At 62.2% G+C, this 16,364-nt stretch carries 14 protein-coding genes and 1 tRNA gene; 10 read left to right on the top strand and 5 right to left on the bottom strand.

The genetic code is table 11. The features are described from left to right. The first annotated feature begins 147 nt into the window (after window positions 1-147). Genes FJ958_RS12260 through FJ958_RS12270 form a run of 3 tightly spaced genes read left to right on the top strand, consistent with a single transcriptional unit; the run spans window position 148 to window position 4,982 of the window. Entirely contained in the window at window positions 148-2,097 is a 1,950-nt protein-coding gene (locus FJ958_RS12260) for a PrkA family serine protein kinase (protein WP_140742879.1), read from the top strand. 18 nt (window positions 2,098-2,115) lie between these two features. After that, window positions 2,116-3,426: a YeaH/YhbH family protein gene (locus FJ958_RS12265; RefSeq protein WP_140742881.1), complete on the top strand. Its 1,311-nt coding sequence runs from the start codon at window positions 2,116-2,118 to the stop codon at window positions 3,424-3,426. Window positions 3,427-3,437: 11 nt separating this feature from the next. Continuing rightward, a complete protein-coding gene (locus FJ958_RS12270) occupies window positions 3,438-4,982 on the top strand; it encodes a SpoVR family protein (RefSeq protein WP_140691651.1) in 1,545 nt (514 codons plus the stop codon). A gap of 33 nt (window positions 4,983-5,015) precedes the next feature. On the opposite strand, the gene FJ958_RS12275 is transcribed toward FJ958_RS12270, so the two are convergent. Genes FJ958_RS12275 through FJ958_RS12285 form a run of 3 tightly spaced genes read right to left on the bottom strand, consistent with a single transcriptional unit; the run spans window position 5,016 to window position 7,649 of the window. Continuing rightward, the gene (locus FJ958_RS12275; RefSeq protein WP_140742883.1) at window positions 5,016-5,906 is read right to left on the bottom strand and encodes an HlyC/CorC family transporter; all 891 of its coding nucleotides are present in this window, start codon (window positions 5,904-5,906) and stop codon (window positions 5,016-5,018) included. Between the two features lies 1 nt (window position 5,907). Then, window positions 5,908-7,044 (bottom strand): 3-dehydroquinate synthase, encoded by a 1,137-nt coding sequence (gene aroB, locus FJ958_RS12280; RefSeq protein WP_140742885.1) that lies wholly within the window; start codon window positions 7,042-7,044, stop codon window positions 5,908-5,910. Further along, the gene (locus FJ958_RS12285; protein WP_140742887.1) at window positions 7,041-7,649 is read right to left on the bottom strand and encodes a shikimate kinase; all 609 of its coding nucleotides are present in this window, start codon (window positions 7,647-7,649) and stop codon (window positions 7,041-7,043) included. The genes aroB and FJ958_RS12285 overlap by 4 nt, the downstream gene beginning before the upstream one ends. A 211-nt stretch (window positions 7,650-7,860) precedes the next feature. On the opposite strand from FJ958_RS12285, the gene FJ958_RS12290 reads away from it, so the two are divergent. The 5 genes from FJ958_RS12290 (at window position 7,861) to FJ958_RS12310 (ending at window position 11,854) form a co-directional block, all read left to right on the top strand. Then, entirely contained in the window at window positions 7,861-8,013 is a 153-nt protein-coding gene (locus FJ958_RS12290; RefSeq protein WP_027059000.1) for a hypothetical protein, read from the top strand. A 55-nt stretch (window positions 8,014-8,068) separates the two neighbouring features. Beyond that, the gene (locus tag FJ958_RS12295) at window positions 8,069-8,986 is read left to right on the top strand and encodes a site-specific tyrosine recombinase XerD (protein ID WP_140742889.1); all 918 of its coding nucleotides are present in this window, start codon (window positions 8,069-8,071) and stop codon (window positions 8,984-8,986) included. Window positions 8,987-9,084: 98 nt separating this feature from the next. Further along, on the top strand, window positions 9,085-10,035 hold the full coding sequence (locus tag FJ958_RS12300; protein WP_140742891.1) for an acetyl-CoA carboxylase carboxyltransferase subunit alpha: 951 nt from the start codon (window positions 9,085-9,087) through the stop codon (window positions 10,033-10,035). A gap of 240 nt (window positions 10,036-10,275) precedes the next feature. Then, window positions 10,276-11,604, top strand: a complete 1,329-nt coding sequence (locus FJ958_RS12305) for a murein L,D-transpeptidase family protein (RefSeq protein WP_140742893.1) — start codon at window positions 10,276-10,278, stop codon at window positions 11,602-11,604. Window positions 11,605-11,614: 10 nt separating this feature from the next. Then, window positions 11,615-11,854 (top strand): sulfurtransferase TusA family protein, encoded by a 240-nt coding sequence (locus FJ958_RS12310; protein ID WP_140742895.1) that lies wholly within the window; start codon window positions 11,615-11,617, stop codon window positions 11,852-11,854. A 230-nt stretch (window positions 11,855-12,084) separates the two neighbouring features. Here the strand turns inward: FJ958_RS12310 and FJ958_RS12320 are convergent, their stop codons facing one another. Next, window positions 12,085-13,197 (bottom strand): GTP-binding protein, encoded by a 1,113-nt coding sequence (locus FJ958_RS12320; protein WP_140742897.1) that lies wholly within the window; start codon window positions 13,195-13,197, stop codon window positions 12,085-12,087. 3 nt (window positions 13,198-13,200) lie between these two features. Then, window positions 13,201-14,364 carry a D-alanyl-D-alanine carboxypeptidase family protein gene (locus tag FJ958_RS12325; protein WP_140742899.1) on the bottom strand — a complete coding sequence of 388 codons (1,164 nt, stop codon included), beginning with the start codon at window positions 14,362-14,364 and terminating at the stop codon, window positions 13,201-13,203. A 236-nt stretch (window positions 14,365-14,600) separates the two neighbouring features. Here FJ958_RS12325 and FJ958_RS12330 point away from each other — a divergent pair, with 236 nt between their 5' ends. Together FJ958_RS12330 and FJ958_RS12335 are read left to right on the top strand one after the other, a co-directional pair. Next, entirely contained in the window at window positions 14,601-15,764 is a 1,164-nt protein-coding gene (locus FJ958_RS12330) for a M20 aminoacylase family protein (protein WP_140742901.1), read from the top strand. An 83-nt stretch (window positions 15,765-15,847) separates the two neighbouring features. After that, window positions 15,848-15,924: transfer RNA gene (locus FJ958_RS12335), tRNA-Arg, on the top strand. The last annotated feature ends 440 nt before the right edge of the window (window positions 15,925-16,364 follow it).

Raw genomic sequence — 16,364 nt, forward strand, 5'->3', positions numbered from 1 at the left:
GCACGCGTTGCAACGCATGGGCCGCCTCCCGGTTTCATGCGCAAGCGCACGAACTCCCCTCGATGTGAAGGGAACAACAATGCGTTCCGACAGTTGAATAGGTAAGTGGCCGTTCGACAGCCGGAAACGGCTCTGAGGGTAAGCATCATGCGTGAGAACCAGTCTGACGTCTTCAATCTGTTCTCAGAGATTTATACCAAGGCGGCTCAGGAGGAGATCAGTCTCCAGCAATATCTCCTGGCCTGCCGCGAAGACAAGTCGATGTACGCCTCGGCCCCCGAGCGCATGGTCGAGGCGATTGGCGAGCCGAACCTCGTCGACACCAGCAAGGATGAGCGGCTCGGGCGCATCTTCTCCAACCGCACCGTCAAGATCTATCCCTCCTTCTCCGACTTCTATGGAATGGAAGATACGATTGAGCGGATCGCCGGGTATTTCCGCTATGCCTCGCAGGGACTGGAGGAGCGCAAGCAGATCCTCTACCTTCTCGGCCCTGTCGGGGGCGGCAAATCCTCTCTTGCCGAACGGCTGAAGAAACTGATGGAGGAAAGACCGATCTTCACGCTGAAGGTCGGCAACCAGATCAGTCCGATTTTCGAATCACCGCTTGGCCTTTTCCATCCTGACCGCATGGGCGACCTGCTGGAGGACAAATATGGCATAGCCCGGCGCCGCCTCAACGGACTTATCTCGCCCTGGGCGGCCAAGCGGCTCGACGAACTGTCCGGCGACATTTCCAAATTCAGCGTCGTCAAGCTGATGCCGTCGAGGCTGCGCCAGATCGCGATCGCCAAGACCGAGCCCGGCGACGAGAACAACCAGGACGTCTCGGCCCTGGTCGGCAAGGTCGACATCAGACAGCTGGAAAATTTCAGCCAGTCCGATCCGGACGCCTATTCCTACAGCGGCGGCCTCAACCGGACCACCCAAGGCCTGCTCGAATTCGTCGAGATGTTCAAGGCGCCTATCAAGGTCCTGCATCCGCTGCTCACCGCGACGCAGGAAGGCAGCTACAATGGCACCGAGAATTTCGGCGCCTTCCCCTATCAGGGCATCATCATTGCCCATTCGAACGAATCGGAGTGGCAGCAGTTCAAGAACAACAAGAACAACGAGGCCTTTCTCGACCGCATTCTGGTGGTCAAGGTGCCTTATTGCCTGCGCATCACCGAAGAACGGCATATCTACGAGAAGCTGTTGCGCGAGAGTGAACTGGCGGGCAGCCCCTGCGCGCCTGAGGTGCTGGACATTCTCAGCCGGTTCACGGTCTCGACCCGTCTTGCGGCGCATGAAAATTCGCCGCTCTACACCAAGATGCGCGCCTATGACGGCGAAAACCTCAAAGAGGTCGATCCCAGGGCCAAGTCGGTCCAGGAATATCGCGACGCCGCGGGGGTCGACGAGGGCATGACCGGCGTAAGCACACGTTTTGCCTTCAAGATCCTGTCGCAGACATTCAACTACGACACCAACGAGGTCGCGGCGGACCCCGTGCATCTGATGTATATTCTTGAAGAGGCGATCAAGCGCGAGCAGTTCCCGAAGGAGACGGAAGCTGCCTATCTCGAATTCATCAAGTCGGAACTCGCGGCGCGCTATGCCGAGTTCATCGGCCATGAAATCCAGAAGGCTTATCTGGAATCGTACAGCGAATATGGCCAGAACCTTTTCGACCGCTACATCGCCTATGCCGACGCCTGGATCGAGGACCAGGACTACAAGGATCCCGACACGGGACAGATCCTCAACCGTGAGATTCTGGACAAGGAATTGTCGCAGGTCGAGAAGCCGGCCGGCATCGCCAATCCCAAGGACTTCCGCAACGAAGTGGTCAAGTTCACGCTACGGGCACGGGCGCGCAATCATGGCCGCAACCCGTCCTGGACAAGCTACGAAAAGCTGCGCGAAGTCATCGAAAAGCGTATGTTCGGCCAGGTCGAGGACCTGCTGCCGGTGATCAGCTTCGGCTCCAAGCAGGACAGTGTCACGGAAAAGCGCCACAATGAATTCGTGCAGCGCATGGTGGAACGCGGATATACGGAGCGGCAGGTGCGCCGGCTTGTCGACTGGTACATGCGCGTGAACAAGGCGGGTTGAGGCAAGCCCGAACGCTCCATGCCGATTTTCATCGACCGCCGCCTGAATCCGAAGGACAAGAGCCTGGGCAATCGCCAGCGCTTCCTCAAGCGCGCGCGCGAGGAACTCAAGCGAAGCATCCGCGACAAGGTCCGCGAGGGCCGCATCGCGGAGGTCGGCCGCGAGCATGCCGTGCCCATGCCGCATAAGGACACCAGCGAGCCGGTGTTCAGCGATGCCGGAAACAGCGGCCGACGCCAGCACGTCCTGCCCGGAAACAGGACTTACATTTCCGGGGATCTGATCCCCAAGCCCGGGCGGGGAGGCATGGGCTCCTCCGCTCCCGGAAACAAGGAATCCGAAGACGACTTTCGTTTCGTGCTGTCGCGCGAGGAGGTTCTCGACCTCTTCTTCGAGGATCTGGAACTGCCAGATCTGGTCAAGCTCAATCTCAAGCAGATACTGACGTTCAAGCCGAAGCGGGCGGGCTTCGCGTCCAGCGGCGCGCCGACCAACATCAATGTCGGCCGCACCATGCGCAACAGCCATGGCCGCCGCATCGCGCTTCGGCGTCCCAAACAGGCGCAGTTGGACGCGATCGCCATGCAGATCGCCATGCTGGAAGCACAACCGCCCGACACGGCAAGGCGCGAGCGGATCGCGGCTTTGCGCGAGGAATTCGACCGGCTGGAACGTCGCCGCAGGCGAGTTGCCTATGTCGATCCGGTCGACATCCGCTTTAATCGTTTCGACCCGCAGCCACAGCCCAATGCCAGCGCCGTCATGTTTTGCTTGATGGATGTGTCCGGATCCATGGGAGAGCGCGAAAAAGATCTGGCCAAACGCTTCTTCGTGCTGCTGCACCTGTTCCTGACGCGCCGTTATGAGAGGACGGACATCGTGTTCATTCGACACACTCACGAGGCCCAGGAGGTGGACGAACAGACGTTCTTCTATCACACCCAGAGCGGCGGCACCGTCGTTTCCACGGCACTTGAGGAAATGCATCGCATCATCGAACAGCGCTACCCGGCCACGGAATGGAACATCTATGCCGCCCAGGCGTCCGACGGCGACAATTTCGCCACCGACTCCGAGCGCTGCATAGAGCTTCTCGGCGGCAAGCTCATGCGCCTGTGCCAGTATTTCGCCTATGTGGAGATCATCGATGAACGCGAGAGCCATATTTTCGGTTCGACCGAAAACGGGACCTCGCTCTGGCGCGCCTACAGCACTGTCGATGGAAAATGGCCAAATTTCCAGATGAAGCGCATTGCTGCTCCGAGCGACATCTATCCGGTCTTTCGCGAGCTCTTCGCCAGGCAGCCGGCACTGCGCAAAAGCGCATAAGGACAAGGCGGATGGGCACTCCAGCGCGCAAATCCGAATTGCTCTTTTCCGGGGCGGACTGGGACTTCAAGAAACTGTCGCGGGTCTACGACGAGATCGAAGCGCTTGGGATGGAAGAGCTTCGCCTAGACGTTTACCCCGTGCAGATGGAGGTCATTTCCTCCGAGCAGATGCTCGACGCCTATTCCTCGGTCGGTATGCCGCTGATGTATCAGCATTGGTCGTTCGGCAAGCATTTCCTCTACAACGAGCTTCTCTACCGCAAAGGCAGACGTGGGCTGGCCTATGAATTGGTCATCAACTCGAATCCGTGCATCGTCTACCTCATGGAGGAAAACACGATGGCGTTGCAGGCCCTGGTGACGGCCCATGCCGCGCTTGGACACAATCACTTCTTCAAGAACAATCATCTCTTCCGGCAATGGACGGACGCAGGGGGGATTCTGAGCTATCTGAACTTCGCCAAGAGCTATATATCCCGATGCGAGGAACGACATGGCCTCGCCGCCGTGGAGGCGATCCTCGATTCCGCCCACGCATTGATGGACCAAGGCGTCTTCCGATATCATCGGCCACCGAAGCCGTCAGGCGAACAGCAGCGCGAAGAGCTTCGAGAGCGCCTCGAATACGAGGAACGCTCCTACAACGATTTGTGGCGTACGCTGCCTCCTTCGCAAGAGGACGACAAGACCGAAACTAGCGAAGACGGCGTGTCGGAGCGGAAGAAATCGCTCCATCTGCCAGAGGAAAACCTGCTCTATTTCCTTGAGAAAACCAGCCTTGTCCTTGAGCCCTGGCAGCGTGAGATTGTCAGGATCGTCCGCGTCATTGCCCAGTATTTTTATCCGCAGCGGCAAACCCAGGTGATGAACGAGGGTTGCGCCACCTTCGTGCACTACACGCTCATGAACACGCTTTTCGACCGTGGCCGCATCAGCGAAGGCGCCATGCTCGAAATCCTGCGCAACCATTCGAATGTGATCTTCCAGCCGTCCTTCGACGACCCGCGGTTTTCCGGCATCAATCCCTATGCGCTGGGTCTGGACATGATGCAGGACATCCAGCGCATCTCGACCGAACCCACAGCGGAGGATCGCGATTGGTTCCCCGACATTGCCGGCCGCGGCGACTGGCTTGAAACCTTGCTCGACGCCTGGGCCAATCACCGCGACGAATCCTTCATCCGCCAATATCTCAGTCCGACCCTGATCCGGAAATGGCGGTTCTTCGTGCTGGGCGACGGAGCTGACCAACCGCACTACGAGGTCGCTTCGATCCACAACGAGCGCGGCTACAATAGGATAAGGGCCGCGCTGGCCCAGAGCTATGATTTGGGTGCAAGCCGGCCGGATATCCAGGTCGTGGACGTGGCCCTGCTCGGCGACAGGCATTTGCGGCTGCAGCACAAGGTGAAGAATGGCATCATGCTCGAGAATGAAAGCCGCGACGCAACCCTTCGCCACATCCGAAATCTCTGGGGTTACGAAGTCAGCCTGGTGGCGATCGACGCCGAAACGGGGGCGACGCTCAGCGAACGCTGGACCAAGGACTGCTGAGCGTAAGGATGATCCTAATCCGACAATCCTGGTCTAAGCGTCGGCCGCGGGTCTGATTCTGAGCCTGGCGATCCGGTTCTTGTCGCGCTTCATGACGATGAAGCGCTTGCCGTGGAAGGTGAAAGCCTGCTTCTCCTCGGGGATCGATTGCGTCTCGTGGATGACGAGGCCGGCAATCGTGGTCGCCTCCTCGTCCGGCAGGTTCCAGTCGAGCGCCCGGTTGAGGTCGCGGATCGGCACGGTGCCCTCGACGACGACGGAACCGTCGGCCTCCTGCTTGACACCCTGGATGTCGACATCGTGCTCGTCGGCGATCTCGCCGACGATCTCCTCGATGATGTCCTCCAGCGTCACCAGCCCCTCGACCTCGCCATACTCGTCGACGACGACGGCGAAATGCGCCTTGCGTCGCAGGAAGGCGTTGAGCTGTTCCTGCAAGGTCGTGGTGTCGGGCACGAACCACGGTTTCGAGGCGATCTTCATCACGTCGATCTGCGAAAAATCATTGCCGACTTCGTTCAGCGCCCGCAGCAGATCCTTGGCGTGCAGCACCCCGACAATGTTGTCGAGCGAACCTTTCCACAAAGGCATACGGGTGTGCGGGCTTTGCAGGATCTCGCGCACCACCGCTTCCGGCGCATTGTCGGCATTGACCGAGCGCATGTTGGTGCGATGCACCATGATGTCGGAGACTTCGAGCTCTGCGAGATCGAACAGGCCGCCGACGCGGTCGCGATCCTCGCGCACAACCTGGCCGTCGCGGCGGAAATCGTCGACCGCGCCGCGCAATTCGGCCTCACTCGAGCGCTGCGGTTCGATGCGCGACAGCTCATAGCCGAGCACGGCCAGCAGGCTCTTGCGCAACACAAGAGCCAGCAGGACGAGGACGGCAAGGATGGCGGCAACGATCCAGCCGGTCTCCATCTCAGCCGGCTTTCCTGCTGGCCGGATGGTTTTCCCGGAGGAACGACAGCACTTCCGAGGCGGGCACGTCCTTGGCGATGAAGGCCTGGCCGATACCGCGCGTCAGGATGAAGGTCAGCGCGCCCCGCGACACCTTCTTGTCCTGGGTGATGAAGGCAAGCAGCGCCTCGGCATCGGGCAAGTCGCCCGGAATGTCGGCCATCCGCCACGGCAGGCCGACGGCGCGCAGATGCGTCTCGACGCGCGCCGCGTCGTCGGGGCTCGCCAGATTGAGCCGCGAGGAGAACCGATGCGCCAGCGCCATGCCGATCGCGACGCCTTCGCCGTGGACGAGACGGGTGCCGTCATACTGCGTGGCGGCCTCCAGCGCATGGCCGAACGTGTGGCCGAGGTTGAGCAGCGCCCGGTCACCGGTCTCGAACTCGTCGCGGGCGACGACATCGGCCTTGGCGCGGCAGGCCTCGGCAATCGCCTGCGCCCTCTCCGGACCGCCGGCGAATACCTGTCTCCAGTTCGCTTCCAGCCAGGTGAAGAATTCCGGCCGATCGATCAGCCCGTATTTGGCAAGCTCGGCATAGCCGGCACGGAATTCGCGGACCGGCAGCGTGTCGAGCGCTTCGGTGTCGGCCAACACGAGCTTCGGCTGGAGAAAGACGCCGACAAGATTCTTGCCGCGCGGGCTGTTGATGCCGGTCTTGCCGCCGACCGAGGAATCGACCTGCGCCAGCAGCGAGGTCGGGATCTGCACAAAATTCATGCCGCGCCGCACAATGCCGGCGGCAAAACCGGTGAGATCGCCGATGACGCCGCCGCCAAGCGCGATGACGACGTCGCCGCGCTCCAGCCTGGCGGCCAGAACGCCATCGACCACCTCCTCGAGATGGGCAAAGCTCTTGGTCTTCTCACCGGCCGGCATCGTGATGACGACGGGCTGAATGCCGCCCTTCTCAAGCCCGACCTTCAGCGTATCGAGATGCGCGGCGGCGACATTCTCGTCGGTAACGACAGCGGCGCGCGTGCCCGGCAGGCGGCGCGCGATCTCGGTGCCGGCGCGCGACAGCAGGCCGGAGCCGATCAATATGTCGTAGGCCCGGTCGCCGAGCCCGACTTCAACGGTGACTGGCTGATCCGCGCTCACGATTCGACCTCGCCCGTCGCGGCGATCGCATCGATGCCGAAATGCCGGCACAGCGCCTCCACCACCTCGGCCGCAATGACCTCCTTGCGGTCGTCGCGGGTGGGCACGGTGATATCCGATGTCGCATAGACCGGATAGCGCTCCCCCATCAGTCGCTCCAGCACGGCGCGCGGATCGGCGCTTTTCAGGAGCGGCCGGTTCTGCTTCTTGGAAACGCGGTCCATCAGAAGGTCGAGCTCTGCCTTCAGCCACACCGACACGCCATGGGCGGCGATGGCCTCGCGCGTCTGCGCGTTCATGTAGGCGCCGCCACCGGTGGACAGAACCTGCGGGCCGTTCTCCAGAACGCGCAGGATGACACGCTGCTCCAGGGCCCTGAACTCGGTCTCCCCGTAGCGCTCGAACAGTTCAGGGACGGTCATGCGCGAAACGCTTTCGATCTCATGGTCGCTGTCCATGAACGGCAACGCCAGCATCGTCGCCACCTTGCGGCCGATCGCCGTCTTGCCGGCGCCCATCAGCCCGACAAACACGATGGACCGGTTGCCCAACTGGCCAAGCAGCGCGGCATGGGTCTCGCCTGGAGGATTTGCCTGTGCGTTCATCGGCTGTTTCTTGGGCCCTCTTTGCCGGCGTATCGACATGAAAAGCCGGTTTGCGTCAAGCGTGCCGAACGCCCTGAGGCCGATATGGGCAGACGGACGCCCGCATCAGAAGTTGCTAACAGGCCTCCGCTTCTTCCTTGAATTGGCCGGATTGGCGTCCCATAAGGGCACAGGGTTTGGAAACGCAGAACAAGAAGACGAGCGAAAATTGATGCCGACACTGTTTCGCTTTGTCGTGACTCTCGCGATTCTGGCCGGCATTGCCTATGGTACGATGTTCGCGCTGGTGATGTTCGTCGAGCCGAAAAAAGCGGAGATGAGCGTGCGCATCCCCCAGGAAAAGCTGAATCCCAAGAAAAACTGAGCTCCAAGAAGAAACTGAGCTTCAAGAAAACTGATCTCGGAACCGCCTGACGGAAATGAACAGCGCTGCCCGCATCGAGGCCTTCCTGGAAATGATGAGCGCCGAGCGCGGCGCTGCCGAGAACACGCTTTCCTCCTACCGCCGCGACCTCGAGGACGCCTCGACCGAAATCGACGGCGGGCTTGCCGGTGCGGCGGCCTCCGATATCCGCGCCTATCTCGACGAAATCGCCGCGCGCGGCTTCGCGCCGACATCGCAGGCGCGCAAACTGTCCGCGATCCGTCAGTTCTTCAAGTTCCTCTATGCCGAGGGTCTGCGCGGCGACGACCCGACCGGCACGCTGGACAGCCCGAAAAAGGGCCGCCCGCTGCCCAAGACGATGAGCGAGGCCGAGACCGGCCGGCTGATCGACCGCGCAGCACTCGAGGCCGGCGATGCCGGGCTCGGCCAGGGTGACAGGCTGGCGGCGCTGCGCCTGCATGCGTTGGTCGAAGTGCTCTACGCCACCGGACTGCGCGTTTCCGAGCTTGTCGGCTTGCCGGTGACGGTGGCGCAGCGGGACGACCGTTTCTTCATGGTGCGCGGCAAGGGCGACAAGGAGCGCATGGTGCCGCTTTCGGGCAAGGCGCGCGCGGCCATGCGTGCCTGGCTTGCCGCCCGGGCCGGGGTGCCCGCTTTCGCCGAAAGCCCGTTCCTGTTTCCGGCAGCATCCGACAGCGGCTATCTCTCGCGCCAGGTCTTTGCCCGCGACCTCAAAGGACTGGCGGCGCGCGCCGGCATCGCCTCGGCGAAGATATCGCCGCATGTGCTGCGCCATGCTTTCGCCAGCCATCTCCTGCAGAACGGCGCCGATCTCAGGGCTGTGCAACAACTGCTTGGCCATGCCGACATATCGACGACACAGATTTATACCCATGTGCTGGAAGAGCGGCTGGTGCGGCTGGTCAACGATCATCACCCGCTTGCCGACTAGGCCTCATATCGCTATGTGAGGACGACATTTCACTGCCCGGAGCCTTGGTTTCAAGGGTTCCGCGGTCCTTGCCTTCCGACGTATCGGTCCGCCCAAGCATGTACAATTACCTCGATTTCGAAAAGCCGGTGCAGGATCTTGAGCTCAAGATCCTCGAGCTGAAGAAGCTTGCCGAGAACGGCGAGGCGGTAGATGTCGCCGATGAGATCACCAGGTTGGAAAAGCGGTCGCGCGATGCCTTGCGCGATCTCTACAAGGCGCTGACGCCGTGGCAGAAGGTGCAGGTGGCCCGCCACTCCGACAGGCCGCATTGCGTCGACTACATCAAGGGCCTGTTCAGTGACTTCACGCCGCTCGCCGGCGACCGCAATTTCGGCGAGGACCAGGCGATCGTCGGCGGTTTCGCCCGCTTCCGCGGCGAGCCGGTGGCGATCATCGGCCAGGAAAAGGGTTCGGACACGACAAGCCGCCTGAAGCACAATTTCGGTTCTGTGCGCCCCGAGGGTTATCGCAAGGCCGTGCGGCTGATGGAGCTTGCCGACCGCTTCAAGATTCCGCTCCTGACGCTGGTCGACACCGCGGGTGCCTATCCCGGCGTCGGTGCCGAGGAGCGCGGCCAGGCCGAAGCCATTGCCCGCTCGACCTCGGCCTGCCTTGCGATCAAGGTACCTTCGATCTCCGTGGTCATCGGCGAAGGCGGCTCGGGCGGCGCCATCGCCATCGCCACCGCCAATCGCGTCTATATGCTCGAACATGCCATCTATTCGGTGATTTCGCCGGAGGGTGCGGCTTCGATCCTGTGGCGCGACACCACGCGCTCCAAGGACGCGGCGACCAACATGAAGATCACCGCGCAGGATCTTCTGGAACTGAAGATCATCGACGCCATCATCCCCGAGCCAATGGGCGGCGCCCAGCGCGCCCCCGAGAAGGTGATTGCCGCGACCGGCGACCTCATCGCCAAGACGATGAAGGAATTCGCCGGCGCCAATACCGATTTCCGCGAACAGCGCCGCGAGAAATACCTGGCGATGGGCCGCAGCCTCTGACCGCCTGACGGCGCAAAGAGAGCATCGGAAGCTGCCTGCCCACCGCAATGTGGCGGCAATGAGCGCTTTCGCCACAAAAATGCCGCCGGATTCGGTTCAATGAAATTGCCGTGAGGGGTTGGTCGAAGCTTGCGGTAAGGAATTTTCAAGGTTAACGGGCTTACGGTCCGTCGGTGTTCAGCATGCGGGCTTGGCTGTTGCGAAGCCATTGGCCCGAGGAAAAAAGACATAGCCGTATCCATGTTTGCCAAGCTCGCCCGCACCGGAATCGTCGCCGCCTCGATAGCCATCGCCGGCTGCAATGATTCGTCGATGAAGGATTTTGCCCCTGAGGCCAACAAGCCGCTGCCCGACAAGATCCTGGCCGACATGAGGGCCAAGGGCATGGTGCGCACCTCTTCGGTGATGGCGCGTATCTTCAAGGAAGAGGGCAAGCTCGAGATCTGGAAGGCCAAGACCAACGGCCGCTACGACATGGTGGCGAGCTACGACATCTGCAAATGGTCGGGCAAGCTCGGACCGAAATACACCGAAGGCGACCGCCAGGCGCCGGAAGGCTTCTACACGGTCCGCCCGGCGCAGATGAATCCGCGCTCGAACTACCATCTGTCCTTTAACATCGGCTTTCCCAACGCCTATGACCGCGCCAACGGCCGCACTGGCCAGAATCTGATGGTGCACGGCGCCTGCTCGTCGTCGGGCTGCTATTCGATGACCGATGCGCAGATCGAGCAGATCTATGCCTTCGGCCGCGACGCCTTCCAGGGTGGCCAGACCGAATTCCAGGTTCAGGCCTTCCCGTTCCGCATGACCGCCGCCAACATGGCGCGCTACCGCAATGACCCGAACTATGAATTCTGGAAGATGCTGAAGGTCGGCTACGACAATTTCGAGATCACCAAGGTGCCGCCGAAGGTTGATGTCTGCGAGAAACGCTATGTCTTCAACCAGGTCGCTCCCGAAGGCACGACCTTCAATCCAACCGGCCCCTGCCCGGCAATGTCGCAGCCGGATTCTCTCAAGACGGCCTACGCCGACTACGAGAAAAGCTATGACGCGGCATTCGGCAGCGCGCTGAAATCCAGTACGCCCGCCCCCAAGCCGACCATCGCCGGCATCAAGGAAGCCAGCATCGTCTCCGACTGGTCGAAGCGCCGGGCGCGCGGCGAGCGCGTGCCGATCGACCCGCCGTCACTCAATGCCGACGGTTCGGTGACCGAGACGATGCGCATGGGCCGCATCGATTCGCCCGCTGGCCGCAAGATGGCGGCACTTGAGGCCGAAAAAGCCGCCAAGCAGAAGGCCGAGGAACAGAGGCTGGCCGCCATAGAGGCCGCCAAGCAAGCCAAGGAAGCCGCCAAGGCACAGGCTCTGGCCGAAAAGGAAGCTGCCAAGGCGCAAGCCGTGGCGGCAAAGGAAGCAGCCAAGCAAGCCAAGCAAGCCCCTGTCGCCACGGCGACCATCGCTGCCCCCACCGAGGCGCCACCGGCCGAAACGCAGGCGGCGAGCGCCGACGAGAGCCGGGTTACCAAGCTGAAGAACAAGCTGCTCGGCATGTTCGGCGGCTGAGGTTTTCACCTTGGCCGAACTGACAGCCATTTACGACCTAAAGGGGCTGAACTGCCCCCTGCCCGTGTTGAAAGCGAAGAAGCGTCTGGCTGGGATGCAGCCGGGCAGCCGGCTCTGGCTTGAGACCACCGATCCGCTGGCCGTCATCGACATCCCGGCATTCTGCGCCGACAGCGGCCATCAACTGATCGAGACAGCGGCGATGTCCGGCGGCCACCGCTTTCTGGTCGAGCGCGGCGAGACGATCTGAAAGCGTTTTCTGCTGCGGTTGGCGCTGCCTCTCATTGCCCTGCCGGGCATTTCTCCCCGTATAGTGACGCGGAGAAAGACGCTGTCGCCGGCCGCTTCGCCAACCGCCAGCGTTGTGGGAGAAACACCGGCTTGCGGCCATCTCCCCTCTTCCCGTGACTATACGCGGAGAAGGTGGCAGCCGGATGAGGGGCGGCGCGACGTTACGAGAATTGAATCGGACTGAAAGCGCTACCGACCGGCGATCGCCAGCGGATTGTTTTCCAACGCCGCGCGGTCGGGCGTGTCGATCGATGGCTGGTTGGTGAAGGCGGCGAACAGCCGGCGAACATAGTCTTCCGGCATGTCCAGCGTGATCAGCACCAGCCGCGTGCCGCGCTGGCCGTCCGGCCAGGCAGGCAACCGGGCCGGGGGATGCAGGATCTTCTGCACGCCATGGACCACCAGTGGCCGCGAGGGATCATCCTTGAGTTCGATGACCCCCTTCATGCGCAGCAGGCGCTCGCCATGCGTGGAGCGCAAAAGGTCGAGGAACATCTCGATCGCCGAGAATGGCACCGGACCGTCATGCACCAGCGAATAGGAGCGCACGCGCTGATCATGGCGATGACCATGGTCATGACTGTGATCGTGATCATGGTCGCCATGGTGGTGATGGTCGTGATCGTGCGCCGCCTCCTCGCCGAGCCAGCGCCTCACGTCGGCGGACTTGGTGGCGGGATTGTAGAGGCCGCAGTCAAACAGCGCCGCCACGCCTGTCCCGGTATCGGCGGCATCAAGCAGTTCGGCACCCGGGTTGATCTGCGCCAGGCGCGCCCGCAACCTGTCGAGGTCGCCGGGATCGGTCACCAGCTCGCCCTTGCTCAAGACGATGCGGTCGGCGACCGCGACCTGCTTGACCGCCTCGACATGGACGTCGAGCGTGGCATTGCCATTGACGGCATCGACCAAAGTGATGACGCCGTCGAGCCGGAAGGCCTGGACCAGCGCTGGATGCGCCATGATCGACTGCAGCACCGGTGCCGGATCGGTAAGCCCCGTGGTCTCGACAATGACGCGCGCGAGCCGGGCGATGCGACCGGTCTGCAGCCGGTCGACCAGGTCGGCCAGCGTGTCGACCAGTTCGCCGCGCACCGTGCAGCACAGGCAGCCGTCCGAAAGCTGGATGATGCCGTCGGACGCCTGCTCGACCAGCAGATGGTCGATCGCCACCTCGCCATATTCATTGATGATGACCGCCGTGTCGGCCAGCGCCGGGTCCTTCAGGAGCCGGTTGAGCAGCGTCGTCTTGCCGGCGCCGAGGAAGCCGGTCAGCACCGAGACGGGAATGGGGAAGCCGCTCATTGGCTAATTCGCGGCTTTGACCGGCTGGTCGCCCTGGGCAGCCGAACCCGCCATGGTCGGACCAGCGCCGGCCGGCACCGGCATGTCAGGCCGCCAGCTTGGGATCGGCACGTCGGCATACTGCTGCTCGCCCTCGTCGAGCATCGCCTTCGGTGCCGGACCGGTGGCGCCGCCGAGGCCGACGGCAACCAGCGTCGGCACATGATCGAGCTTCTCCCGGTAAGGCGATTTCGACCCGTCCTTTGCGGCCGCTGGCGGCGCCTCGGACTGCTCCTCCCGCTTCCTCTTCTTGCAGATCTCGTCATGCATATCGTTGGGCGAGACGGTGTCGCCGTAAGGCGCCAGCGTGGCGACGGTGGCCGAGCCGGCGGCCGGCGTGTCAAAACCCTGGTCGAGCAGCCTGGCCGTGGCTTCGGCACGGCTGACCGCCGATTTCTCGCCAAGCACCACCGCCACCAGGGTGCGGCCGTTGCGGGTCGCCGAGCCGATCATGTTGAAGCCGGAAGAGCAGACAAAGCCTGTCTTCATGCCATCGGCGCCGGGATAGCGGCCGATCAGGAGATTGTAGTTCGGGATCGCTTTCTTGCCGACCGCAAGCCCCTCGATGGAGAACCATGGCGCATATTGCGGAAACTCACGGCGGATGGCCATCACCAGGATCGAAAGGTCGCGCGCCGTCGTGTACTGGTCGGGCGAATAGAGGCCGTTCGGATTGACGAAATGGGTGCCGTTCATGCCGAGCCGGCCCGCTTCGGCGTTCATGCGTTCGGCGAAGGCGGCCTGCGAGCCGCCGACATTCTCGCCGACAGCCATGGCGATGTCGTTGGCCGACTTGACCAGCATCATCTTCAGCGCGTTGTCGAGCCGCATCACCGAACCCGGCTTGAAGCCCATCTTGCTCGGCGGCTCGGCAGCGGAATGTTTCGTCACCTTGATTGGCGAATCAAGCTGGACTTCACCGGCCGCGATCGCCCGGAAGGTCACGTAAGCGGTCATCAGCTTGCTGAGCGACGCCGGATACCAGCGCTTGAACGCATCCTGCTGCTGCAGGATCTGGCCGCTTTTCAGGTCGAAGACAACCACCGGATTGGCCAGCGCCGGCCCAGCCAGGACCGACAGCACGATTGCGCCGGCCGAGAATAGTTTGAGGAAATGCCTGTGCCGCATGATCTAATCCGAAATCGCCTCTTGCCCTGATTGCCCCTGGCTCCGTAAGATTTCGTTACGTGACCGCCAGCATGATGGGTCCGCCCCTCAAAAAAACGGATCGCATCGTCGCGGTGCTATTTACCCTATGTGACGCCAACATGGCAAAGTGCCTGACATCACAATTGCAAAACACCGGCCACAATTGCAAAACACCAGGCTGAAGCCGGCTGCTCCAACAACGAAATGGAACCATCATGCCAATCCTGAACCGCGCCGCCGAAATGCAGGACGAAGTTGCCGGCTGGCGCCGGCATCTGCACCAGACGCCGGAGCTGAACTTCGACGTCTTCAAGACGGCGGCCTTCGTCGCCGAAAAGCTGAAAGAGTTCGGCTGCGATGACGTGGTGACCGGCCTTGGCAAGACCGGCGTCGTCGGCATCATCCGCGGCCGTCAGGGCGAAGGCACCACCATCGGCCTGCGCGCCGACATGGATGCGCTGCCGCTCAACGAGATATCGGACAAGCCCTACGCCTCGACCGTTCCAGGCAAGATGCATGCCTGCGGCCATGACGGCCATACCGCGATGCTGCTGGGTGCCGCGAAATACCTTGCCGAGACGCGCAATTTCGCCGGCTCGGTGGCGGTGATCTTCCAGCCGGCGGAGGAAGGCGGCGGCGGTGGCAATGAGATGGTCAAGGACGGCATGATGGAGCGCTTCGACATCTCCAGGGTGTTCGGCATGCACAACATGCCCGGCCTGCCTGTCGGACAGTTCGCCATCCGCCCAGGCCCGATCATGGCGGCGACGGCCGAATTCACCATCACCGTGAAGGGCCGGGGCGGCCATGCCGCGATGCCGCATGGCACGATCGATCCGATTGTCATCGCCAGCCAGTTGGTCGGCGCGCTGCAGACGATCGCCTCGCGCAGCACCGATCCGGTCGAGGCGGTGGTGGTGTCGGTGACCAAGTTCCATGCCGGCGACGCCTACAACATCATTCCCGAATCGGCCGAGATCGCCGGCACCGTGCGCACCTTGCGCAAGGAGGTCGCCAGGAAGTCGGAAGAGCGCATCCGTGCCATCTGCGAGGGACTGGCGACCGCCTTCGGCGCCAGGATCGAAGTCGAATACGACGCCAACTATCCGGTGACATTCAACCACGCGGAAGAGACCGTCTTCGCCAGCGACGTTGCGGCCGGCGTGGCGGGCGACGCCCATGTCCACCGGAGCATCCAGCCGGTGATGGGCGGCGAGGATTTCTCCTACATGCTGGAAGCCCGGCCCGGCGCCTTCATCTTCATCGGCAATGGCGACACGGCCGGCCTCCACAACCCGGCCTATGACTTCAACGATGAAGCCATCCCGCACGGCATGAGCTACTGGGTGAAGCTGGCGGAAACGGCGCTGGCCGCCTGACGGCTGCCCACAAGGGCCGGCCGAATTGCCTTCGGCCGGCCTCTTGGCGAAACGATCCGAAGCGGCTATGTGTCGGGCCGCGTGGTCCCGTAGCTCAGTAGGATAGAGCGGCAGATTCCTAATCTGTAGGTCACAGGTTCGATTCCTGTCGGGATCACCACGCAATTTCAATTGCTTATAAAGTGCTGCCGTACTTTTCCGCGAGTTAGTACGGCGAATTCCGCCGTCAGTCGGCGAGCTATGCTCGTCAAGGAACTCCTCGGAAGACGCAATCAGGACCACTCACCCAACATTTCCGCAAGCTTGTTTTCGTTTCGCGGAAAACCTCCGTCTCGCCAACAAGGCGAGCTTTGCCTGATCCCAACGGCGATTCAGCAGCGGCCAACGAACCGAACGGCGAGCGCTGAATTTTGCCTTCAGGGCTGTCGCAGGAGAGGCGGTTGAGCCCCGCCGTTCCAGAACTTGTGGCGCGATGATCCAGGCGTCGGCAGCCTTTCGTGCCAGGGGAATCCCCCAGACCTGGCCACAGCGACATTCAATTTATCGACACCATGGAACTTTGGCGAGAAAGCGGGGTTCACAAGCGTGGCGATGGCGACC

The organism is Mesorhizobium sp. B2-3-5 (assembly GCF_006442395.1).
Lineage (GTDB): Bacteria > Pseudomonadota > Alphaproteobacteria > Rhizobiales > Rhizobiaceae > Mesorhizobium.